This is a genomic window from Bdellovibrio sp. HCB-162 (assembly GCF_047344985.1).
Classification (GTDB): Bacteria; Bdellovibrionota; Bdellovibrionia; order Bdellovibrionales; family Bdellovibrionaceae; genus Bdellovibrio.
The window spans coordinates 848,759-870,113 of record NZ_CP178861.1; the positions used below are offsets into that span (position 1 = coordinate 848,759).

Here is a 21,355-nt window from a genome sequence, read left to right on the forward strand (position 1 = left end):
TCTTTCGAACAAAGAAAAGCGCTGGTGTTCTATCAGCGCTTTTTCGTTTCAGAATTTCATTCCGAGACATCTGCGTTTTAAATCGAAACAACAAATCCCCATATTTTGTCGAGTGTTTTGACAAACTGAGTTTTCTCTAAACCCAGCCCAACCCTCAGTCGATATGCCAGACATAGTACGTCAGATTAGTACGTGAGGTAAAAAATGTCATCGCAGATGTTCAGCATGTTTGTTGGGTCGCTTTTGGTCGTGTCTATTTCAGCGCAAGCTCAATCTTTGTCTGTTCCGCAGCTCGACCTAGAGTCACAATTCTATCAAGAGTTAGCAAAAGAGTCGGGTCAAGATGTTCCCACCGCCAAGGGATTTCTCGAAGAAGTTCCAGACGGTTTGAGCACAAAGGACATGAGTCCTCAATGTGATCCTCGACGTTTCGAAGATAGCATTGTCGGTAAAAAACTTTCCACCGCGCAATACTACAAAGTTGCCAAAGATTATTTCGCAAGATGTGCGAATGAACTTACGAGCAACTCCACGACGGGAATTTTGGGGCTTCTGAAGTTTTCGAAGTTTCAATATCCGTTCTTGACTCATCCTCAGGTGAAAGAGTTTATGGTGAAGCTTCCAGATGGAACGAAAATTCCTGGAATCCTGGCGATGAAACAGGATCCTCGTCCACGTCCTCTTGTGATTGTAAAGTGCGGTGTGTTCTGTTCAGCGGCACAAACAGCGTCAATGAAAAGTTACCTGATGCACTTATTCGATCAAAGCCCGTTCAACGTTTTGCTTTTAGCAAATCAAACGGGCATGGACTATATCTACTACAATAAAAAAGTAACATTGGGCGGTTGGTCTGAAGGTTACGAAGCAATGGAAGTCGGTAAGTGGATGCGTGATAAGTGGGAATACAAAGACCGCATTTCCAGTATTCATTTAATGGGTATCAGTCTTGGCGGTAATGCGGCCGTCATGGGGGCGGCCTTCAATGATAAATATCTTCTTCCGGACGGAAAGAAAGTATTTAATTCTGTAACAGCGATTTGCCCGGTAGTGAGCCTTCGTCCGACGTTGGATCACCTATTCGGTGGTCAAATTGTCGGTCGTATCTTTGCTAAAATGTCGAAAGATCATTTTAGGGAAGCTCGTCAATATATCACGGATGTTCCTGATCTAATCACAGACGCAAAAATTCCATCAAGTCGTTTAGGTATGGCGGATTATATCGGTGAGTTGGCATCGACTTCTTTGCAAAGACGTGGAATTGCAAGCACTCCGCAGTCCTATTTCAAATCCAACAACTTCTGGAATTGGAAAGAAGAAGTGAAAACACCGTTGATGGTATGGGCTTCTAAAGATGATATGGTTGTGAATAATGAAATCAACGCGCAAGTTGTCGAGCATGACGATTTTTATGAAAAGTCTGCGAACGTAGGCGTGCTTAATCTGAAATATGGAAATCACTGCGGTTTCTCTTCGGCGTACGGTGCGCAAGCTTCTGCGGCAGTATTGAGAACTTTCGTTTTAACTCACAGTCCCGAGTTCGTAGACGAATACAATAAGAAACAAGAAATGCCTTGGACGTTTGGTTTCAAAAAACTGGGTCCTCAATATGAGCATATCGGTCAAAGCTGGAACTTTTCTTCTCAGTCAGACCAGGTGAAAGTTTCTTTCCGCATCTTTAATTGGAACGGCGGCAGAGAATGTGCTGACAAAGGTCCCTGGTTGGCGAATCGTTCGTGCACAACCACGAAAGAGGTTTGGGTGCCGGTGTCTTCTTTGACAGCCTTGGGTGCGCGCATTCCTCGTACTGAGTCAGAAGCTCAGGCATTGACTCGGGAATTTAACACGAAAGTGGAATTCCGTATCAAAGGTCATCCGCTTAATGGTACAAATAGTAATGAATTCTATATGACGTGGAGAAGTCACTTCGAATGATGAAGGCGCCTCGAATTCTTGTTACTGGATTTTCTCCTTTTCTTGGAGAGAAAATCAATCCAAGTGAAATCCTTCTTGAATGGCTCAAGAGGGATTTTGCCTTTCAAAGCAAAGTCGAAACATTGCTTTTGCCAGTTTCTTTTGCCGCTGCTGCGTCTCTGTTGGAGTCGCGCATTGCTCAGACTTCCTATGATTATATTTTCATGTTGGGACAAGCCGGAGGACGCTCAAAAATCAATCTTGAACGTGTGGCTCTCAATTGGATCGAAACCGAAAAGCCAGATGAAGATGGTGTGACTCCTTTGCAGGGGCCTATTATCTCTGGAAAAGAAAGTGCTTTGTTTTCTACATTGAATGTATCGAACTTTAAAGATCAGTTGCAACAAAAGCAGCTCCCTATTGCGGTCTCCCTCAGTGCGGGCGGGTACGTCTGCAATTACGTTTATTACAAAACCCTTTTGTGTCTTCAGGAAAATAAAATAAAAAGCCAAACTTGCTTTATTCATGTGCCTTTTCTGCCAGAGCAAGTTTTAGATAAGCCTGATATGCCTTCCATGGATTTAGAAACCATGAAGAAAGTCCTGGAAGAAATTCTTCAAATCGCCTTAAATTGAGAAAAATATTTTTGAACCTGACCCATGGGAACAGCGTCTAAAGCTGTAAATAGGAGGAACTATGAAGTTCTCTAAGTCTCTTGTAACGATTTTAGCAATCACGATGCTTTCTGGAATCGCCATGGCTCGCGGAGAGCGGGATCATCATAAGGATGAATTTGCTCCTATGGAGCGTCAATTCAGTCCTGAGAAGATGAAAGACCTGGGGCTGAGCTCAGAACAGATTTCTAAACTCAAAGCTTTGCGTGAAGCTAAAAGAGAAGACGTTAAAAAACTTCGTGAGGAAATGAAACAGGCAAAGATCGCTTTTAAAGAGGCCGTAAGAACCAATGCTTCCAAGGATGCTATTTCGCAAGCTTATCAAGCAATGATGGATAAAAAGATTCAACTTGGCAAAGTCCGACTTGAAAACCTGTTGGCGGCAAGAGACGTGTTAACAGATGAGCAACGCGCGAAGCTTTTCAACAAAGGACAATAAGGCAGATAAAGTGAGTTTAAACTCCGAAGAAGCTTTTAAATTGTTCTACGAGGCCCACTCTTCCAAAGTGCGGGGCCTGCTTTTCCGTTTGGTCGGTGAAGCTTCTTTGAGTGATCTTACGCAGGAAACCTTTATGAAAGCCTGGGAGTACCGAGAACGCTTTCGTGGTGAAAGCGAAGCCTCTACGTGGCTGTATCGAATTGCCTATAACTGTGCCGTTGATTTCTTACGCCGGTCGGGAAAAGCACGTGAGAATTTACAGATAGATCTGGCTACAGACACACTGGAAAAAAATATTTCTGACAAAGAGGTCGCAAATCTGGCTTTAGAAAGTCTTGATATAGAGCACAGGGCCGTTGCTATTTTATTTTATATTGAAGATCAACCTATCAAGGATATCGCTGTGACATTAGAGCTTCCCGAAGGAACGGTGAAGTCAAGATTGAATCATGCACGTAATAAAATGAGCGAGGTCTTAACAAAGAAAGGAGTGAAGTTATGAGTGACGACCTTTTAAAAAAATTCTTAAAAGAAAATACCTCAGAAGTTCCGTCAGCTCCGCTGGGGGAGTCTTCGCGTATCTGGCGTAAGATCAATGACAAGTCGGAACGCAAGCGTATGTGGTGGATCGTGCTTCCGGTGATGGCAACGAGCTGTCTGCTAGCTATTGTTATGCGTTTAGAAAAGCCCGCGCCTGTCATGGGCGAGGAGGAAGCGTATCTTTACCAGGAATGGAATGAAATGGTGAGCGACGTCGATACAGATGTTGACCAGGAATTTGTTTCGGTCTTTGAAAAATAACAAAGCGTCGTTTTTTAGGCGACGCTTTGTTTGTCCGCTTCCTTGTTATTCAATTTGCGAAAGTACTTCACGAAGTTTTGCTTCGTCTTTAACTCCCGTGAAAACAAGTTCTGCGCGACGATCTGAGGCTTGAACTCCTGTTGAATCTTCAGAGCCCATGCCTTTAGCTATAACATCCGAAGAGCGAAGTCCGTTTTGGCGCATGATATTGCGAACGGAGTCTGCTCTTTGTTGTGAAATTCTTTGATTGATAGCAGGGCTTCCAGAGGCATCGGCATACCCGTGGATCTCGACTTTTTCAAAGAGATCTCTATTGTCAGCTAAAGCTTTTGCCACTTTAGATAGTTTTTCCTGATCCTCAGTGGAAACAGAGGCTTTTGCTGTATTGAACTGAATTTCACTGCCTGAACCTAAAACGCTGGAAAGTGCGACATCACGAAGAGCGGACTGTGGCTGAACTTCAGCGACAGGACGAGAAGGTGGTGTTGAGACTTCTTCATTGGCCATTTCTTCAGACGTAGCAGACTCTTCATCTACATTCGTTACGTTTTGTGGTTCACGTTGAACAGGATTTTCGTTCGCTGCTGTTTGGCGGACCGAAGTTCTGTAAGCTCCTGGGTTCCAACCGATCTGCAAATCAACAAGATACATAGGGACTAGTCCGTCCGTGTTGTTTGTGAGTGACATTGCACGCACGCCCAGACGAGCCAGCCAGCTTGGTGTCATGTTGAATTCACGAAGCACTTGCAAACCGACAAAGTGTGCATCTCCCTGATCTGCAGAAAGAGCTTTACCCTGTTCGTAGAATTGGTTGGCGACGATACCCGCTTGCCATTTGCTGTCCCAACGGTAGCGAGCCGCCAATTCCAATGCTCCACCTGTTCTAGAAGTATCTAGTGTGGTATCCCGACTTTGTGTGAATTGTTGGTTGTTCACACCATAACCTAGATCCATAACAAAATGGGATGCGGGGAAGTAGTAAGATCCTAAGAGTTTTAATGTAGCAGGGGTGCCTTCCACTGAGCTGACATTTTCATATCCTGTATAACCACCTCCAAGTGCGATGAACGGAACAAGGCCTTCTGGAGCACGTTCAGCTTCTTCGCGAGAAAATTCAAGAGCACTTGTCGTCGGTGTTTGTTGATTTGCGCTAGCTAAGGACCCAACACTGATTAAAGCGACGAGGATGAGTGTTTTCATAGCCATCTCCTTTTTTAACATCTTCAGTATCGACCTTGTATAGAGAGGGTCAAATTTTTGCGAGCCTAAAGAATGGAGCTTTGTTGAGATAAATAGTTTGCACATTACTGCAAAGAAATTTGTCCACTTAAAAAGATGTGGCATGTCAAACCGAGACTTGCCAACGTCTGTTTTCAGATTTGAAACAAGAGACGCTAAACTCGGTGCATACAATTTGACCTTACTCAGTCCTCCTTCTAGAGTTTTAAATGACATTGTGGAGGCATTTTATGCGTAAGGTTTTAGTTGTATTGATGGGGCTTTTTATTGTGTCTTGTGCTTCAAAACACAAAGCAAAAGACATCGATACAAATGTGGATATGTCAGCACCAGTGCGGTCTGATTCTGTTGTTGGCGTTAAAGACGGCGACATGGTTTATCAACGTAAAGTGGCAATGAATGAAGAATTGCGTCGTTTAGAATTAGATGTCTATGATCTTGAAGCGAAAGTGATGGGCGGACCTCGTTATTTAGACAACCGCGGCCTTTATGGTGTGTTACGTGACTGTCGTGTTCAGCTGGGCGATGTCAATAACAGTGGCGATGGCAAAGTTCGTTGGACTGAGGCACGTGAATATGTCACGCCGGACGATGATTTTTCATCTATGGGTATCGAGGATAAAAAACGCATCGTCGGAGTTTCTGAAGAATTCCTAAAAGATCGATTGGCGCGCTTTAGAGGTTACAGAAACACCCTGGAAAAGCGTCAGGATGAGTATGAAACAAAAGTAAAAATGTGCCAGTTAGAATTGGCGGCGCAAAAGAAAAAAGCTAAATCTGCTGAACTTTCTGAATAGTAATATAAGGCTCCTCCGGGAGCCTTTTTTTGTTCCCTGTCTAATCTTTCGTCAGGCTCCGTGCCTCCAATGCGCTCTAGGAGAACTTTCCAGATGGCTCGTTTTTCGCTAGGAATGCGAGTGATTTAACAACTCCTAAATTGGAAGGTAATTTTATGAAGAAGACTCTAGCGGCTCTTTTTTCTTTGTTGTCTCTGAGCAGTATGGCTTCGGCAGCTCCTTATTATACAGGTGTGGGCTGTAACGAAGAAGGTACGCGTTGTACTTTCGGCAAACCCTCAGGCCGTGTTTTGAACTGGAGTAAAAAAGGCACGGTTCAAGAGTTGGGTGAGCGTTGTGAAAAGTTCATCAACAATATCGAAGCTCGTAAAAATGAAATCGCCAAATCTCAACGAGTTGAGTTGAAGTATAAGAACTTCACTTACGGTTACTCTCAGGACATCCAAGAAGACGGCCGCGCAAAGATCATTTGCAGCGTAGAGCTTCATTCTGAAGTGCCTGAAGTTAAATTTGACTCTAGAATTATCAAGAAATTTTTCTGGGTTTGTGAATCAAAAGACAGCGCTGGAATCTGTGCTCACTACCTAAGTGAGTGTGAAGCCGCTCGTGATGAAGCTCTTCAAGACAAAGACGTGTTAGACGCTACAATCTACCGTGGTGCTTCTTTGTTGCAAGGTTCGATCTGTGAAGTTGTTACGACGAAGTTCAAATAGTTTTCAAATTTTAATTGAAACGAAAAAAGCCCGGTCTGCACCGGGCTTTTTTTATTTTAAAATGCTCTGACGATTTTCTCTTAGGAAATCTTTAATATCTTTGGGGGCATGTCCTGAAAGTTCTAGGACAGCGTTAGTGACATGGTCCGCATATCCTTGTTTGGCCGTCACATCGAAGGATACAAAAAGATCGGCCCATGCCTCAGGAAGGCCTGACTTCATCAAGGCTTGTTTGAACTCTGTTTCTGGCATATCGATATAAGGAAGAGATCGACCTGCGAGTTCACTGACAATACCTGCAATGTCTTCGTAACTGACAGCGCGAGGCCCTGTAACATCGGTCACCGTATTTTGCGTGTAAGAGGCAGAAAGGGCACCGGCTGCTGCATACGCACAGTCTTCTCTTGTCACATAAGCTGTTTTTCCTTTTCCAGCGGTGCCTGCGAAAGCTCCCATGCTTATGGCTGTGGCGATGGCAGGGAGTAAATTATCTGCATAAAGATTGTTTCTTAAAAAGGTATAACCGAGACCGCTGGCTTGAATCATTTTTTCCGTTTCAAAATGCTCGGGCGCGACGGCCGCGGGAGCTTTATCGGGATGAGGATAGGACGTGTAGATAATGTGTTTCACTCCGGCCTTTTTCGCGGCTTCAACTGCGTTTTTATGTTGAGCGATGCGCGAACCAATTGCATCCGTACTGATGAGCAAAAGACGGTCAGCTCCTTTAAAGGCTTCCACAAGGGAAGAGGCGTCGTTGAAGTCAGCGGCACGGACGGTGACTCCGCGTTTTGCATAGTCGGCTAGTTTTTCGGGATTGCGGGTGGTCGCAATGATGTTTCTTTTTGGGCCTTTTAAGAGAATATCTAAGACCAGTTTGCCTAAATGTCCGGAAGCGCCTGTGACTAAGAGTGTTTCGGTGTTCATTGTGTTTCTCCTTGATGGGCTTATCATAGCGCGAAGGAATTCTTCTGATTAGATAGTAAAATGTGGAAATATTATCCGGATATCCGTATAATGAGAAAATGCAACTAGATGGAATCGATATCTTTGTAAAGGTTGTACAGGCGGGGAGTTTTACCAAGGCGGCGAAACTCTTGGGAATGCCGCTCACGACGGTGAGCGGAAAGGTCGCACTTTTAGAAAAACGTCTTGGAGTTACTCTGCTTCACCGAACCACTCGAAAACTCAATCTTACCGAAGCAGGGGAAGCCTATTTTCGCCGTTGTCTGCGAGTCTTAGATGAAGTAGAGGCGGCAGAAAAGGAACTCACTACAAAGCGCAGTGAGCCCGAAGGAACCTTGCGCATTACTTCTACCATTGATGTTGGCCATATCATTTTGCCTCCCATTACGAAAGAATATCTTAAGCGTTATCCTAAAATGCGTGTCGAGCTTGTGGCGACCAATCGTTTGGTGGATTTGATTTCAGAAGGTGTGGATTTGGCGATTCGCATCGGATCTTTGAAGGACTCCACAATGGTCGCTCGAAGATTTTTGGAATCGCAAGCCTCACTGTGGGCCAATGCGGCCTACGTTAAAAAGAATGGACTTCCCAAACATCCTCGTGATTTGGAAAAGCATCAGTGCATCAGTTTTTCAGCCGAGAAAAATAACACCATTAGGCTCAGTCGTCAGGGTGAAATACAAACAGTGGCCTTCCCGAGTCGCATTGTTGTTGATGATATGGAATCGACAAAAGCTTTTGTGATGCAAGGAGATGGTATTGGCCTTATTCCGCAGTTCTTGTGTGAGGAAGAAGCAAAACAAGGAAAAATAGTCCCGGTTCTTCCCCAGTGGACGTGGGGCTCGTTGAATTTATCTTTCGTGTATCCAGCCCAGCGCTTTGTGGCTCCGAAAGTTCAGGCCTTTATTGAATGTGCATTGAAATCCTTGAAGGACTAAGCACTTCTTGTTAGATTTTCGCACATGCCACATATTCGTATACGAGCTGTTAAAAAAGATCATGTTTGTCAACTCAGTCAAAGCTTAGCTCCTGAGTTGGCTCAGGTCATGAACACGGCGGAAGATAATTTTACTTTTGAATTTATTGCGACTGAATTTTTCTCTCAAGGTCAGCCCTCAGCTTCCTATCCATTTGTAGAAGTCCTCTGGTTTGCGCGCTCGCAAGAAGTCCAAGATGCCTCTGCGCGGATTATTACGGCCAAGGTCAAAGCTTTAACTGGAGCGGAAGACGTTGTCGTGGTCTTTCAAGTCCTAGAAAAGTCCTCTTACTACGAAAATGGCCAGCATTTCTAAAATTGGTCATGTCCGAAAACCGCCAGTTGTGGTAGGGTTGAGGAGCTATGATCAAGGGCATGAAAGAGCTATCCTCAGAAGATCTTAAGAAGATCATCAATAGAAAAGACCCTCGCTATGACGGGCGATTTTATTTTGGCGTGAAAACCACAGGTATTTATTGCCGTCCTGTATGCCCGGCAAAGCCGAAGCCTGAAAATATTTTGATCTTTAAAAGTGCCAGTGAAGCGGAAAAAGAAGGCTACCGTCCGTGCTTGCGTTGCCGTCCCGATGTGGCTCCGGGAAGTAAGATTTTGCAGGGGACCGTCAACAGTGTTTCAAGAGCTCTGCGAATTATTGATGAAGCGACGGAAGATTCATTGGATGTCGCAACCTTGGCTGATAAAGTCGGAATGACAGATCGTCATCTACGCAGACTTTTTGATGAACACCTGGGAGCCTCGCCTATAGAAATTCTTGTGACGAAACGTCTTCATTTGGCCAAGCAGTTGATTCTTCAGACCTCCAGCCCCATCACGGATATTGCTTTAGCTGTGGGGTTTAAATCCATTCGTCGTTTTAATGAGGCGTTTAAAGCCCTTTATAAAGTGACACCGTCTCAAGTCAGAAAAGAGTCATCTGCTGAAAATAAATCTGAACTGACTCTTTCTATTTCCGTGAGAACGCCGTTTGATTGGCAGAATATTTTAGCTTACCTCGCCCGTCATGAAACTTATGGCATTGAGCAAGTGAGCTTAGATAGTTACACGCGTTTTATCGCAACCGAAAATGGGGTCGCGAAAATCTGTGTGCGTTACAAGGAAAAGGAAAATGCTTTGAAAGTAGAAGCAACGAATCTTCCTTTGTCAAAAATGCGCTCAAGCATTGCGCTCTTAAAGCATCTTTTTGATACTGAACATAATCCGGTGCACTTGCCTCAATCCAAAAAAATGAAACCTCAAGGCGTGCGCATTCCGGGATGCTTTGATGGATTTGAAGTGGCTGTTTCCATAATTTTAGGACAGCTTGTTTCAACAGAGCATGCAAAAAAGAAAACCAAAGAGATGGTTTTGCGTTTCGGAAAAAAGATTGAGGGCTCTGAAGAAATTTACTCCTTTCCAACTCCGCAGGCTTTAAGCAAAGCTAAGATTGAAGAATTGGGAGTGACTAAGGTCAAAGCCGCGGCCATTCGCAGTCTGAGCCAAAGTGTTTTAAGTGGGGAGATTGTGTTATCTCCGACAGCGGATTCAGAATCTGTCAGAAAAAAACTTCTAGCTATTAAAGGCATTGGTCCCTGGACGGTAGAGATGATAGCGATGCGCTGTCTTGGCGATTCCGATGCGTTCCCGGCAAATGATCTTATTGTGGAACGAGCTATTAAAAATAAAACTATTCAAGTGGAAGAGTGGGCTTCTTTTCGCGCCTACCTTGTTCACTGTCTTTGGCGGGACTCCGTTGCCGCTACAAAGAAAGGAAAATCCTTATGAGTTTCTATTATCAAATTATCGAAAGTCCTATTGGCAACCTTCATGCTATTGCGGATGAGCAGAGCCTTTGGGTTCTTGGTCACGATACGAATATCAAAGCTCTTAAAGAAAAATTTCCTGAGGTGATGAAAAAAGAAAATGAAGTCATCGCGCTTGTGCGTAAACAGCTCAAAGAATATTTTTCCGGAAAGCGCCATGACTTTGATATTCCTGTAACATTGAAGGGCACAGACTTCCAATGCCAAACATGGAAAGCTCTTTCAAAAATTCCCTACGGCAAAACAGTGAGTTACCAAGAACAAGCGACGAAGTTGCGCAAGCCCCTGGCGGTTCGCGCCGTAGGCCGCACCAATGGTCTTAATCCGATCTCCATTATCTTGCCTTGTCACAGAGTCATCGCAAAGTCGGGGCACCTGACAGGATACGCAGGCGGATTAAAAGCCAAAGAATTTCTTTTGGAACTTGAGAAACGCCACACGGATGAATAAAATCGCTAGCGGTGATTTCTTCTTTTCCATCCAATCTTAAAAGCTTTTACAAGGTCTTCACGAGGAAGATCTTTTACATATCCAAATCCTTCATCACAAACTCGCATGGCAAGATCCATAGCTTCTACGGGGCGAAGATGTTGTTTTTGATTCGGGCTGTAGCCGCTCACTAAAACGTTGGCAAGAAAATTGAGCTCAAGAATTTTCCGTTTGAAAAGTTCTGTATTGTTTTCTCGCAGTTCATATAAGTAAGAACGCATGGTGGATGGAAGTTTCTTTGAGCTTTGAATCTTTAGCACGGGGGCTTCGGTTTTTACTCCATGAGTTCGTAAAAGCTTTGCAAGCTCCGGCGACAAAGGAGTAAATGGACGAACGCGACCTGGCTTGAAAGAACGAAAGTACATTGTGCTGATGGGGTCTGCTTCTTGAGACATAAGATGTTCAAGAGACGTTTGATCTATCAGTTTTAAGAATGCAGCTGCCGAAGAAGGCCCCACGTAACCCTCTTGTTCCTTTCTTTGCTCGCGTTCCGAGCTTACGTCTTCTTCCAAGGATTGGCTTTCCTTTAAAAGATTGTAGAGGCCATCGTGCTCATCAATCTGTTCAAGTGTGATGAAACGAATCCGAGACAAAATACGTTCGATAAGATCGCGGTGATCTTTTTGCAAGCTGAGCAATAACGAAGAGACAGTGTCCCATTGAAATGTTGCCTTCGACATAATCAAATATCCTTCCACTTCCGTGTTAAAGGTACTTTCCAGTGCTTTTTCTAAATATTTATTTTCAGAATAGCGATCGTCTTCAGCTGTTCGCGTGAGATGGGCAAGCTCATCACTATCCATTGCCATGATTAAATTTGCCAAAGCGAGAGTGAGAAGGTCTTCATCCATTTCTGAAACTTTTTCTGCAGCAAAGTCACTTCCGACTTCTAAAAGGATTTCGAGCCATTGACAAAAACGAGTGGCGTTAAAGCGTTCGTCTTTACCGACACCTGGGCTAAACCATGTGTCTTGATCAATCACTTCTTGCAGCTGTTCAGAGGTAACGAGCATCAGAAGCTCGCCGGAGTCCTCTAAGCCAATGTGGTGAATGATCCTTTTCAAAATTGAAGCATCTAACGATTGCACATCGTGAATAAGTTGGTTGTTAGTGATCAGTTGTGTAAGCAGGTTCTGTGAATTGGGTCTTTGAGCAATGGACTTTGTCATGAGCGCCTCCAATTGCATGTTGTGGGGAGGCTGTAGGAAAAAGAAAGTGAAAAATTTGAAACTAAAAATATAGTTTGAAAACGGGGTGGTTTCTTTGACAACCTAAAAAGAGTTTGTTAGGTTATTGAGTAAGGGGACAAAGTCCCCTTTTTTTGTGCCATTTTCGTCTCATTAAAAACGATTTACATCCAAAACTTTAAGATCCACAAACGGTGACTTGCCTTCAAGAAGATCGGAAACAAGAAGGCCTGTTCCAGCACCACTTTGCAGACCCAACATTTGATGTCCTAAAGCGAGCATCAAGTTTGAAATGTTTTTGTGATAACCAATCAAAGGAACCCCGTCCGGAGTACAAGGGCGAAGTCCCGCCCATAACTCTTGAACTTGAAGTTCTTGCGGAAGATGCAAAAACTCTCTTGCGCCTTTTTTGATGTTCTCCACTCTTTGTGGAGTGATAGAAAAATCTTGATCGACCAATTCCAGAGTTCCAGCAATACGCAAAGAGTTCTGACGGGGAGTGATGGCGATTTTCTTTTCAACCAACATCATGGGATATTGCGGTTGTTTTTCTAAAGGCGGAACGATCATCGCGTAACCTTTTCCACCCAAAACTGGAACACGAAGGCGCATCAAGCGTGCTAAAGACTTCGACCAGCTTCCCGTCGCCATAACTACTTGTTTTGCATGAATCTCGCCTTGCGAAGTCAGAACCTTTTCGACTTTGTCTCCGGAGATCACAAGATCTTTCAATTCACATTGCTCAAGAATTTCACCACCATGAGCACGGATTTCTTTTGCAAAGGCTTGCACAACTAAATAAGGTTCTGCCATGGCTTCGTGAGAAAAATAGACTCCACCTAAAAGAGGAGACTTCAAAGCCGGTTCCATTTCTTGAATGTCGCCGGAATTTAAAACTTTGCCGGGAACGCCCAGATTTTTAACGTAATTCAATTCCTCAACAGCCGCAGCGACGCCAGCCTTTGTTTGGCTTACCATCAAAAGACCTTTTTGTTGAAAATGAATTTCTGGATATTTTTGACCCAGTTTTTCATATTCCGTAAGACTTTTTTGCGAAAGAACGACCAAAGCATCAACGGCGCGTTTTGCTTGAGTTTCATTCATGGCTTTCATGAATTGAAAAAGCCACGACGCAAGATCCAAAGAAAAAGAGGGCTTAATGTAAAGTGGACTCTCGGGATCTAAAAGCCACTTCATAGATTTGATCAACATACCTGGCATCGGTAATGGCATCGCAAAACAAGGAGTCATCCATCCGGCATTCCCGTAAGAGCAGCCTTTTCCGACTTGTCCTTTATCAATCACACAAACTTTAGCGCCACGACGAGAAAGTTCCGCACCCACCGCTGTGCCAATAATGCCAGCGCCCACCACCAAGATATCGACTTCTTTTTTTTGCATGCCTTATTTGATGAAGTTTCCCGTTAAAAATCAATAGGTCTAGGTGTCATGGTCTAGTGATCTTCACCCCGAATAGATCCTTCGTTATTGCGGAGGGCGGCCTTCTCACTTAGAGCGGTCAATACCGAGGGTGAGATTGCGGAATGAGCATCCTTACCTTCGACAACCAAATCCGAATCATCGGTCGGTCCTGGCATAACCACGTTAGCCAAATGAACAATGTCAGAAAAGAAGTTAGGGAAACGCGCTTGGAGGACCGTCGCTATTTTCGTAGAAGCTGAAATCATCAACTCCGCTTTTCCATATTTACTGGCATCGACAATTTTCTGCGCGGCTTTTTCCGCGTTGGTGCTTAATCCTGGAAGCGACGCTAAAAGAGAGAACCATGCATATTCTTTTTCCACTTGGCCCTTAAAGGTTGCATGGTCGATAGAACCCGTGCGCATAACACTTGGTGAAACTGTTGTAACATAAATCTTATCGCGAAGAAGTTCCGCTCGCAAAGTGCGAGAGTAGCCGACCAATGCGTGCTTTCCGGCACAATAAGCGGCTCTATGAGGAACCGGAACCAGACCGCCAATAGAAGCGATGTTGATAATACGACTTCCGGCCTTTAAATAAGGACGACATGCTTCAATAAGGTGGTAAGGCGCCCAGAAATGAATCTCCAAAGAATCTTCGAAATCTTCTTCGGTGGCATTCTGAATGGGAGCAGACGAAATAATTCCCGCGTTGTTCACAAGGACATCGATTTTGCCAAACTCATCTAAAATATCTGACACGGTGTAATTGATTTCGTCTGTTTTGGTGCAGTCACAAACAAAACAATGCACCAAGGTCTCTGGATAACGGTGCTGAATAATATTTTGAGCACGGCGCAGTTCTGCCTCATCCCGAGCAAGAAGAGCAAGACTCGCTCCCGCTTTCGCAAACTTTTCTGCAAGAACCAACCCCAAGCCGCGGGAGCCGCCGGAGATGACAACAACAGCTCCTTTAAAAGTTCGAGCGCGAAACTCATCACGTATTTTTGATGCGACAATGGCAGAGGAAAATCCAACTCCGAAGGTAGTTAAAATTTTTTTCGCTGAGCTGGCCATGCGAGTTCTCCTTATAAGAATGAATAACTCATCTTAGTCCGAAGGAAAGAAGAAGGATATTTGTCAAATATTCCTCTGTGTTTTAGCGAAGGCGATTTTTTAACGTGTTTCATTTTTCGATTTGAATAAAAAATAGGTTATGAACTGGTTTTCCCAACGTCTTAAGTCCATAAACTACAAACGTCTGTCTTCGAAGATTGGCGAGGATGACATTTTAGAGATGTCAGCTTCGCTGGCGTTTTACACAGCGTTGTCTCTTGCGCCTCTTCTAGTTCTTCTTCTGACATTTATTTCGCTCATCAATGAAAGCTTTCAGGAGCAACTCCTTTTGCAGATCCAAGGTCTGATTGGAAGCGAGGCTAGTAAACTCATTCGAGAAATTGCAAAGAATGTGGATAAGCAACCGAAGAGTCGAGATCTGGCCGGAGTTCTCGGTCTCGTCACTTTACTAATATCCGCTGGCGCCATTTTCGGAGATCTCCGACATTCTTTAAATAGAATTTTCCAAGTGACTCCTGAGCAAAAGGCAGAAAAGGGGGGATCGTTTTTGACGGGAGTATGGGGGTTTTTGAAAGAAAAACTTTTTAGTATGGGAATGGTTTTAACCTTCGTTTTTATTTCCATTGTTTCTTTGATGGTCTCGTCGGTTTTGTCTCTTTATCTAAAAGGCAGTGACCAGGTCTTTGGACAAATAATTAATTTTGTCGTCTCGCTCTTTATTTTTTGGCTTTTGTTTTCGACACTTTATTTTTTTATCCCGCAACGGGACGTCAGTAAAAAAGTCGCGGCGACGTCGGGCCTTATCACGGCGATCTTATTTTCAATCGGGAAAACATTGATCGGTCTTTACCTAGGACAGAGCGCAGCGGCTTCTTTGTATGGCGCCGCCGGCTCTTTCGTTGTTTTGTTGATGTGGGTCTACTATTCTTCCGCCATTATTTACTTCAGCGCAGAACTAGCGCACGAGATTAACAATAAAGAAATAAAGCCTTAAATCACTTCTAATTTCGGCAGACATGGCCATAAGACACGTTGTTGCCCAATGTGCATTTGCAAGGCTGACCAAAATTATCGTAGTAACCCATATCACAGTAGGTTCCTTCCTTTTTAGTGATGCAGCAGTAGTGAGATGTCGACGCTGATTCATCATGGCTCGTCGACAATAAAGACATGATTATCTGTGAAGAAGAAGGCTGTGTAACCTTCGGTGAATCTTCCGCGGCGTAAGCTTTGAAACTAAGGATTAGCATTAAGAACACAAACACTCTTTTCATAGATCCTCCTTGAAAAAATAATTTCGCATTAGTTTTTCGGATCGAGAGAGGTTCGCGCAAGATGTAATGAATCAACACAAATTAGATCCGGAAGATTCCGGATCACACAATCGCATCGAGTTCTTGTACTAAAGACGAAACCTGCTCTTGGGAAAGGGAATCCACTTTGGCAAGATCGCTTCCCATCACAGCCATTTCTTTTCGTGTCTTAGCAAGAAAGTGAATACTCAGCACTACAGCCATTAAAATCAAAAGACCTGGAATGCTTAAAAGTCCCAGCAGAGTGATCGCATAAGCTTGTCTTAAAGATCTGTTTTTATCGTGGGCAACAATGTCGGGAGATAAGTGTTGAAAGTTTGAATTTGTGTAAGACCAATAGAGATTTAATTTTTCCAGATTGGCATTCAAAGTTTTTAGTTTCACAGAATTAAGACGTCTGCGAACCATAAAGATATTAAAGCCACTCACCATAAGTGAGAGGACAAGACAGACGGCCCAAATTCCGACAACTATTTCAATCATAACTCTGCCGATGGCTTTGAAGTTTGTGATTTAACTTTAGCATTGAAGCGTTCAAAACTCTTTGCACGCAGTGTCGCAAGACACGAAGGAAGGAGAGTCTGTATTATCACAGCTCTCGTGAAGGCAAATATCCTAAGCTTCTTTGAAGTTTTAAAATTGGTGTTTATAAACCCGGAGGAGAAAATGTCTGTCAGAAAAATCGCGGTGCTCGTGGGAAGTCTTCGTAAAGAATCATTCAATCGTAAGATGGCGAAGGTACTTCTTGGTCTTGCGGCTTCTTCGTTGAAACTTGAAATTGTCGAAATCGGAGACCTGCCGCTTTATAACCAAGACCTCGACGACGAAAACCGACCTCCCGAAGTTTGGCAGAAGTTCAGAACGCAGATCAAAGGATACGATGGAGTTCTTTTCGTCACTCCCGAATACAATCGCTCCATTCCCGGTGTTTTGAAAAACGCCATCGACGTGGGATCTCGCCCTTATGGAAAAAGCGTTTGGGAAGGAAAACCTGCCGCGGTGGTGAGTGTGTCTCCGGGAGCGATTGGAGGCTTCGGTGCCAATCATCATCTGCGCCAGTGCATGGTGTTTTTAAATATGCCAGCGATGCAACAGCCGGAAGCTTATATCTCTAATGCGGCAAAACTTTTTAGCGCCGACGGATCATTAACTCAGAATGAAACGCGGGAATTTTTGGAGAAGTTTATGAAGGCGTTTGCTGAGTGGGTGGAGTTGCACTGTGAAGAAGAAGCGAGTGAGTCAGTGGCTTCGAAGCGAAAAGGGAGTGAAGAGATTCGACCTGGGCATTCTTAGTTGGTCCCGGGGATGGGGCTCGGGCCGTCCGGGCCCTCGGTCGCTTAGGCGACTGCCTTCGGCACCCTCGGGGGCGCTTCCTGCGCCGCCGATCGAACCTACGACCCAGTTTTGATCGTAACTTCAAATTCTATTTTCACGGGCGCAAAAAACAAAAAAGCCGACTGCAATCTTTGATTGCACTCGGCTTTTTTGAAAAATTGGTCGGGGAGATAGGATTCGAACCTACGACCCTCTGGTCCCAAACCAGATGCGCTACCAGACTGCGCTACTCCCCGACGAGGACAGGAACATAAAAAATTAGGGGCCTGTTGTCAAATCACTAGATACTAACGCACGACATAAGCTATTCTTTTTTTCATGGAAAACTTCATCAACTCGCTTCCGAAGCCCGTTCTTGCCATTTTAGCTATAATAATAGGCATTTTTGTCTTTATGTTGATCAACCCACCGCACACGGTGTGTGACACACAAGCTTCCACTTTTAAAGAAACTCAGGCCGGGAACATCTTTCCGACCGTAGTTAAGAAAAATAAAATTCCTCCGGCGATTGTTCGCGCGAAAGAGGCCTGCCAACTTGGAAACAGTGCGGGCTCTTGCTACGAATATTTTATGGTGCTTAAAAAAGTTGCAGATGATGTAGGTAAAGCATCGAGCGAGTGTACGAATCAGCTCTTTAATATCACTGAAGTAAAATCCGCATTGAATGACGGTATTGAGTTGATGGTGCGCCTGGCTTGGGGAGTAAAACCACCAGAGCCAGGGCTTGAAAGATTTGGCTGGATGCAAGAGGCAGAGATTGCCGTGTTCTGCCGTCTGAAGAGTGTGTACCTCCGCGCGAATGGGGAGGAGGCGTGGACTGCGCTTCGTAAGAAGGTCGCTGCGAAACTTCCTGGAGAGGAAGTTCCTTTTTCAACGGACCCTGCGCAGGTAACTGTAGAACCGAAAAAAGCGACGGAGATGTTAGCGGAACAAGATATTTGGAACCGCAGCCTGTTCTCTGTGCGCTGTGAATCTTTCTAGAGAGATACCACCTCCAAAGATTTCCACTGCGGCTGGTGATTGCGATACTCCAGCCGACCGTACAGAGCGAAATTTTCGTCATTGCGGTTTTGAATTACGTAAGTCAGAGATTGAATGCGTTGCAAACTCCACTCTGCCGGATTCAAACCGAAGTTTTTAAGTTGCGCCTGAAGTTTCAAAAGAGTCATTTCGTAAGATTTCATAGGAACCGTCCTTTTAAAGTTTGTGTTTCGTTCGCCATGTCCCTTGTGCAAGGCGAAAGCCGGACGGTGATCCTGATGAGCTGCAATTAAACGTTGCTGGGGGCTCTTAAGCCCTTGAGTTGTCTGGGGCGGTGGTCTACGTTCTTGGATATGAGACGCAATGCTTTCCTTGGATATTTAATCGCGCAAGTCATCGTCATTATTCTAGTGACGGTTATTTTTAAAACTATTTCCGATCGTCAAATAGCAGCGACCGTGGCGGGAGTCCTCTTTGTAGGGCTTCCGGTGGTTCTGATGGCGCTGGAATACAAAAGAGCCCAGCTCAGCCAGTTTTTCTGGTTTGTGGCGGTTCTTCAGTTTTGGACTTTGTTTGCTTTGCCGATTTTAGGAATCCGGCTTTTGAATTGGGGAGTTCCCTTCGAGCAACTCTCGTTTATTGGAATTCCCGGACCCGTGCTGCATCAATGGTCCAGTAAAAGTTACATGGTGATGGTGATCTTCACCGCTTGGACGTGGTTTAAGCTCTCTCGAAAGCCTTCAGAACAGTAGGTCTGAAAATAAAAAAAGCCGGCTATAAACCGGCTTTTTTTCTTCCCATCAGGAAATCATTAATTTCGACAGAGAGCTATTAGATCTCGAAAGGAACTGGAGAGATCGCTTCAGCTCTGTGGAAATTGTCGTAAGAATCAGAACCAGAAGGCAATAGGCCTAGGTTACGAGCTTTCTTAACTGCAGCAGCAACTTTCTTTTGTTGAGCTACGCTAAGTTTAGAGATTCTAGATGGAGTGATTTTACCACCGTCACCGATAAAACGTGTCAAAGAAGCTGGATCTTTGTAATCGAATACGTGATCGCCTGAGAATTCCTGACGGTATTTGCTACGAGTTGTCTTTTTCATTACTATCCTCTTTCGATTTCCTTTTGGTTAGCGAGTTAATGTGTGTACAAGAAAAAAGAGTTGCCATCAAGTGTCTTTTTACTTTATATGGTTACTTCTTGTTTGCAGCGCCCCTATTAAGTTTGAAGGATGGCGTTGACCCAGACTTTAGATGAGCCAGAGGAGCTTAGAATGAGCAGATGTGAAATTACTGGAAAAGGCCCTGTTGTTAAGAACTTGGTGTCTCACTCCAACATTAAAACTAAATCGACAGCTCAACCAAATGTTCAGAAAAAACGCATCTTTAGCCGCGTTTTGAACCAAATGGTGAGATTGCAAATCGCTACTAGCGCGATCCGTGATATGGAACACGTTGGCGGTTTCGATAACTACCTTCTTAATGCAGACGATTCAAAGCTTTCAAAAAGAGCTATGGCCGTTAAATTGAGAATCAAAAAGAAAATTTCTTCTAAGTAATTGAGGCCGTAAATGAAATTGAAAATTAAAAAAGGCGCGACTGTACAAGTTATTACTGGCTCTGACAAAGGTAAGAAGGGTTCAGTTTTGGCTGTTGATGCTAAAAATATGAAAGTTCAAGTTCAAGGTGTGAAAGTACAAACACACTACGACAAAAAAGACGGTCTTTTGAAAAAAGAAGGTTTCATCAACTACTCAAACGTGAAGTTGGTTGAAGCTGCTGCTAAGAAGACTTCTAAAAAAGCTACTAAGTCTAAAAACGCGTAGTTTTTAAGTCAGATGGATCTGTCATAGGATCCGTCGGCAAAGTTTGCCTAAGACAAAGTCTAAATTTGGTCCTTAAGGCGATCTCTCCATTTAAGTCTCTAATATAGCTGCGTAAAATCTAAGTTGGGTTTACAAAGATTACTTTGACCTAACTTGTTAAAGAGGAGAGGCAGCTTGAAAAGGGATCAAATCTCAGCATTAAAAAGCACAAAAGCACTGTTCTCGGCGACGATGACGGTGCTTTTTTTTTCGTCGTTGGCGTCCGCTGATCTAGGTGATTCTTTAGTGCTGTGCAAGCACAACAAAACCGTTCGCACATTGCGTGTTGAAATGGGTGAAGATCAAAAATGCAAAGCCATTTATACAAAGCAAGGCGTCGATGAAACAATCGGCTCAGGGCAGAATCCGAATTCTTGTGTTGAGTTTGTTTCAAACGTCCGAAAAAATCTAGAGGAAGCAAAGTGGAATTGTCGCGAAGTTAAAGAAGCGCGCACATCCACAGTCATCCCTGGCGCGGAGTAAAGTTTATGAGTTCAGAGTTGGTCGTCGCAGCAGTGCAAATGACATCCGTTGATGATGTTGAGACCAACTTGAAACAAATCGAAACTCAACTCGCCGAGATTTTTAAAAACTCTCAACCGCGCTTTGTGAGTTTTCCGGAAAACTGTCTTTATCTTCGTGTCGCTGAAGGCGAAAAAATCGAAGGACTGACGTTGTCTCACTCGGCATTTTCTAAACTTTCTGAGTTAGCAAAAAAATACAATACGCATTTGCATCTGGGCTCCGTTCCTCTCTATGTCGAGGGGCATCTTTATAATTCTTCAGTGCTTGTGACTCCGTCGGGAGAGACTCTGCCGACGTACCAAAAGCTGCATCTTTTTGATATTCAGCTTGAGGGTCAAAAACCGATTCGTGAATCTGATGTTTTCCGTCATGGACAAAAACCGAATATCATCGAAGTCGATGGCTGGCGCATTGGTGAAGCGATTTGCTACGACGTGCGTTTTGCTGAGTTGTTTTCTCAATACGCGCGGCAAGAGGTCGACTTGATTTTGTTGCCTGCGGCATTCCTTGTGAAAACAGGGGAAGCTCACTGGGAGATTTTGCTCCGTGCTCGTGCAATTGAGAGTCAATCTTATGTGATGGCGGCGGCTCAAGGCGGCACTCATCAAAGTACGAAGACCGGGGCGACTCGGGAAACTTACGGCCATAGTTTGATTATCGATCCGTGGGGCACAGTGGTGGGGCAAGTGGCAGAGCGTGCTCAAGGAGCCACAGTCGCGAAGCTTTCTCGTGAGCGTATCGACAAGGTCCGCCAACAGATCCCGATGAAATTCCATCGTCGTCTTCAGTTGCCTAAAGTCTAGAAATCCTGCACTATTTCAATGACAATTT

At 44.2% G+C, this 21,355-nt stretch carries 28 protein-coding genes and 1 tRNA gene; 19 read left to right on the plus strand and 10 right to left on the minus strand.

Going from position 1 to position 21,355, the window contains the following annotated elements:
• The first annotated feature begins 204 nt into the window (after nucleotides 1–204).
• The 5 genes from ACLSSO_RS04150 to ACLSSO_RS04170 all read left to right on the plus strand — a co-directional run bounded on the left by ACLSSO_RS04150 (nucleotide 205) and on the right by ACLSSO_RS04170 (nucleotide 3,825).
• Complete coding sequence (locus tag ACLSSO_RS04150) at nucleotides 205–1,932, plus strand: hypothetical protein (RefSeq protein WP_413944134.1); 1,728 nt, start codon at nucleotides 205–207, stop codon at nucleotides 1,930–1,932.
• Nucleotides 1,929–2,546 (plus strand): pyroglutamyl-peptidase I, encoded by a 618-nt coding sequence (locus ACLSSO_RS04155; protein ID WP_413944135.1) that lies wholly within the window; start codon nucleotides 1,929–1,931, stop codon nucleotides 2,544–2,546. Before ACLSSO_RS04150 ends, ACLSSO_RS04155 begins: the two co-directional genes overlap by 4 nt.
• A gap of 61 nt (nucleotides 2,547–2,607) precedes the next feature.
• Entirely contained in the window at nucleotides 2,608–3,024 is a 417-nt protein-coding gene (locus ACLSSO_RS04160; RefSeq protein ID WP_413944136.1) for a Spy/CpxP family protein refolding chaperone, read from the plus strand.
• 10 nt (nucleotides 3,025–3,034) lie between these two features.
• Nucleotides 3,035–3,526 (plus strand): sigma-70 family RNA polymerase sigma factor, encoded by a 492-nt coding sequence (locus ACLSSO_RS04165; protein WP_413944137.1) that lies wholly within the window; start codon nucleotides 3,035–3,037, stop codon nucleotides 3,524–3,526.
• Entirely contained in the window at nucleotides 3,523–3,825 is a 303-nt protein-coding gene (locus ACLSSO_RS04170) for a hypothetical protein (RefSeq protein WP_413944138.1), read from the plus strand. The genes ACLSSO_RS04165 and ACLSSO_RS04170 overlap by 4 nt, the downstream gene beginning before the upstream one ends.
• A 45-nt stretch (nucleotides 3,826–3,870) precedes the next feature.
• On the opposite strand, the gene ACLSSO_RS04175 is transcribed toward ACLSSO_RS04170, so the two are convergent.
• Complete coding sequence (locus tag ACLSSO_RS04175) at nucleotides 3,871–5,025, minus strand: OmpA family protein (protein ID WP_413944139.1); 1,155 nt, start codon at nucleotides 5,023–5,025, stop codon at nucleotides 3,871–3,873.
• 269 nt (nucleotides 5,026–5,294) lie between these two features.
• Between ACLSSO_RS04175 and ACLSSO_RS04180 the strand changes: the two genes are divergently transcribed.
• Nucleotides 5,295–5,861 carry a hypothetical protein gene (locus ACLSSO_RS04180; RefSeq protein WP_340590496.1) on the plus strand — a complete coding sequence of 189 codons (567 nt, stop codon included), beginning with the start codon at nucleotides 5,295–5,297 and terminating at the stop codon, nucleotides 5,859–5,861.
• 155 nt (nucleotides 5,862–6,016) lie between these two features.
• Entirely contained in the window at nucleotides 6,017–6,574 is a 558-nt protein-coding gene (locus ACLSSO_RS04185) for a hypothetical protein (protein ID WP_295903430.1), read from the plus strand.
• Between the two features lie 51 nt (nucleotides 6,575–6,625).
• Here ACLSSO_RS04185 and ACLSSO_RS04190 read toward each other — a convergent pair whose 3' ends face one another.
• Nucleotides 6,626–7,498, minus strand: a complete 873-nt coding sequence (locus tag ACLSSO_RS04190) for an SDR family oxidoreductase (RefSeq protein ID WP_413944140.1) — start codon at nucleotides 7,496–7,498, stop codon at nucleotides 6,626–6,628.
• Nucleotides 7,499–7,596: 98 nt separating this feature from the next.
• Here ACLSSO_RS04190 and ACLSSO_RS04195 point away from each other — a divergent pair, with 98 nt between their 5' ends.
• From ACLSSO_RS04195 to ACLSSO_RS04210, 4 genes are read left to right on the plus strand one after another with little or no spacing between them, the layout of a single operon-like run.
• Nucleotides 7,597–8,475 carry a LysR family transcriptional regulator gene (locus ACLSSO_RS04195; RefSeq protein ID WP_413944141.1) on the plus strand — a complete coding sequence of 293 codons (879 nt, stop codon included), beginning with the start codon at nucleotides 7,597–7,599 and terminating at the stop codon, nucleotides 8,473–8,475.
• 24 nt (nucleotides 8,476–8,499) lie between these two features.
• Nucleotides 8,500–8,829, plus strand: coding sequence for a DUF1904 domain-containing protein (locus tag ACLSSO_RS04200; RefSeq protein WP_413944142.1), 330 nt, complete (start codon nucleotides 8,500–8,502; stop codon nucleotides 8,827–8,829).
• A gap of 59 nt (nucleotides 8,830–8,888) precedes the next feature.
• Nucleotides 8,889–10,295, plus strand: coding sequence for a DNA-3-methyladenine glycosylase 2 family protein (locus ACLSSO_RS04205; protein WP_413944143.1), 1,407 nt, complete (start codon nucleotides 8,889–8,891; stop codon nucleotides 10,293–10,295).
• Nucleotides 10,292–10,783 (plus strand): methylated-DNA--[protein]-cysteine S-methyltransferase, encoded by a 492-nt coding sequence (locus tag ACLSSO_RS04210; RefSeq protein WP_295903442.1) that lies wholly within the window; start codon nucleotides 10,292–10,294, stop codon nucleotides 10,781–10,783. Before ACLSSO_RS04205 ends, ACLSSO_RS04210 begins: the two co-directional genes overlap by 4 nt.
• 5 nt (nucleotides 10,784–10,788) lie before the next feature.
• On the opposite strand, the gene ACLSSO_RS04215 is transcribed toward ACLSSO_RS04210, so the two are convergent.
• The 3 genes from ACLSSO_RS04215 to ACLSSO_RS04225 all read right to left on the minus strand — a co-directional run bounded on the left by ACLSSO_RS04215 (nucleotide 10,789) and on the right by ACLSSO_RS04225 (nucleotide 14,507).
• Nucleotides 10,789–11,991 carry a DUF6178 family protein gene (locus tag ACLSSO_RS04215; RefSeq protein WP_413944144.1) on the minus strand — a complete coding sequence of 401 codons (1,203 nt, stop codon included), beginning with the start codon at nucleotides 11,989–11,991 and terminating at the stop codon, nucleotides 10,789–10,791.
• A gap of 171 nt (nucleotides 11,992–12,162) precedes the next feature.
• Nucleotides 12,163–13,410, minus strand: coding sequence for an NAD(P)/FAD-dependent oxidoreductase (locus tag ACLSSO_RS04220; RefSeq protein ID WP_413944145.1), 1,248 nt, complete (start codon nucleotides 13,408–13,410; stop codon nucleotides 12,163–12,165).
• A 53-nt stretch (nucleotides 13,411–13,463) separates the two neighbouring features.
• The gene (locus ACLSSO_RS04225) at nucleotides 13,464–14,507 is read right to left on the minus strand and encodes an SDR family NAD(P)-dependent oxidoreductase (protein WP_413944146.1); all 1,044 of its coding nucleotides are present in this window, start codon (nucleotides 14,505–14,507) and stop codon (nucleotides 13,464–13,466) included.
• Between the two features lie 139 nt (nucleotides 14,508–14,646).
• On the opposite strand from ACLSSO_RS04225, the gene ACLSSO_RS04230 reads away from it, so the two are divergent.
• Nucleotides 14,647–15,501 carry a YihY/virulence factor BrkB family protein gene (locus ACLSSO_RS04230; protein ID WP_413944147.1) on the plus strand — a complete coding sequence of 285 codons (855 nt, stop codon included), beginning with the start codon at nucleotides 14,647–14,649 and terminating at the stop codon, nucleotides 15,499–15,501.
• Between the two features lie 7 nt (nucleotides 15,502–15,508).
• Here ACLSSO_RS04230 and ACLSSO_RS04235 read toward each other — a convergent pair whose 3' ends face one another.
• Together ACLSSO_RS04235 and ACLSSO_RS04240 are read right to left on the minus strand one after the other, a co-directional pair.
• Nucleotides 15,509–15,781, minus strand: a complete 273-nt coding sequence (locus ACLSSO_RS04235; RefSeq protein ID WP_413944148.1) for a hypothetical protein — start codon at nucleotides 15,779–15,781, stop codon at nucleotides 15,509–15,511.
• 102 nt (nucleotides 15,782–15,883) lie between these two features.
• On the minus strand, nucleotides 15,884–16,303 hold the full coding sequence (locus ACLSSO_RS04240) for a hypothetical protein (protein ID WP_413944149.1): 420 nt from the start codon (nucleotides 16,301–16,303) through the stop codon (nucleotides 15,884–15,886).
• 183 nt (nucleotides 16,304–16,486) lie between these two features.
• Between ACLSSO_RS04240 and ACLSSO_RS04245 the strand changes: the two genes are divergently transcribed.
• Entirely contained in the window at nucleotides 16,487–17,113 is a 627-nt protein-coding gene (locus tag ACLSSO_RS04245) for an NADPH-dependent FMN reductase (protein ID WP_413944150.1), read from the plus strand.
• Nucleotides 17,114–17,314: 201 nt separating this feature from the next.
• Here the strand turns inward: ACLSSO_RS04245 and ACLSSO_RS04250 are convergent.
• A tRNA-Pro gene (locus ACLSSO_RS04250) sits at nucleotides 17,315–17,391 on the minus strand.
• Between the two features lie 82 nt (nucleotides 17,392–17,473).
• Between ACLSSO_RS04250 and ACLSSO_RS04255 the strand changes: the two genes are divergently transcribed.
• Entirely contained in the window at nucleotides 17,474–18,136 is a 663-nt protein-coding gene (locus ACLSSO_RS04255) for a hypothetical protein (protein WP_295903356.1), read from the plus strand.
• On the opposite strand, the gene ACLSSO_RS04260 is transcribed toward ACLSSO_RS04255, so the two are convergent.
• Entirely contained in the window at nucleotides 18,133–18,339 is a 207-nt protein-coding gene (locus tag ACLSSO_RS04260; RefSeq protein WP_295903359.1) for a hypothetical protein, read from the minus strand. The genes ACLSSO_RS04255 and ACLSSO_RS04260 overlap by 4 nt on opposite strands.
• 150 nt (nucleotides 18,340–18,489) lie before the next feature.
• On the opposite strand from ACLSSO_RS04260, the gene ACLSSO_RS04265 reads away from it, so the two are divergent.
• Entirely contained in the window at nucleotides 18,490–18,888 is a 399-nt protein-coding gene (locus tag ACLSSO_RS04265) for a hypothetical protein (protein WP_413944151.1), read from the plus strand.
• A 79-nt stretch (nucleotides 18,889–18,967) separates the two neighbouring features.
• Here the strand turns inward: ACLSSO_RS04265 and rpsR are convergent, their stop codons facing one another.
• The gene (rpsR, locus tag ACLSSO_RS04270; protein ID WP_295903368.1) at nucleotides 18,968–19,237 is read right to left on the minus strand and encodes a 30S ribosomal protein S18; all 270 of its coding nucleotides are present in this window, start codon (nucleotides 19,235–19,237) and stop codon (nucleotides 18,968–18,970) included.
• Between the two features lie 171 nt (nucleotides 19,238–19,408).
• On the opposite strand from rpsR, the gene rpmB reads away from it, so the two are divergent.
• From rpmB to ACLSSO_RS04290, 4 genes are all read left to right on the plus strand, one after another.
• Complete coding sequence (gene rpmB / locus ACLSSO_RS04275; protein ID WP_295903371.1) at nucleotides 19,409–19,693, plus strand: 50S ribosomal protein L28; 285 nt, start codon at nucleotides 19,409–19,411, stop codon at nucleotides 19,691–19,693.
• Nucleotides 19,694–19,705: 12 nt separating this feature from the next.
• Nucleotides 19,706–19,960, plus strand: a complete 255-nt coding sequence (locus ACLSSO_RS04280) for a KOW motif domain-containing protein (RefSeq protein ID WP_295903374.1) — start codon at nucleotides 19,706–19,708, stop codon at nucleotides 19,958–19,960.
• A 174-nt stretch (nucleotides 19,961–20,134) separates the two neighbouring features.
• Nucleotides 20,135–20,482, plus strand: a complete 348-nt coding sequence (locus tag ACLSSO_RS04285; RefSeq protein WP_295903377.1) for a hypothetical protein — start codon at nucleotides 20,135–20,137, stop codon at nucleotides 20,480–20,482.
• A gap of 5 nt (nucleotides 20,483–20,487) precedes the next feature.
• Nucleotides 20,488–21,327, plus strand: coding sequence for a carbon-nitrogen hydrolase family protein (locus tag ACLSSO_RS04290; RefSeq protein WP_295903379.1), 840 nt, complete (start codon nucleotides 20,488–20,490; stop codon nucleotides 21,325–21,327).
• Nucleotides 21,328–21,355: the final 28 nt, after the last annotated feature.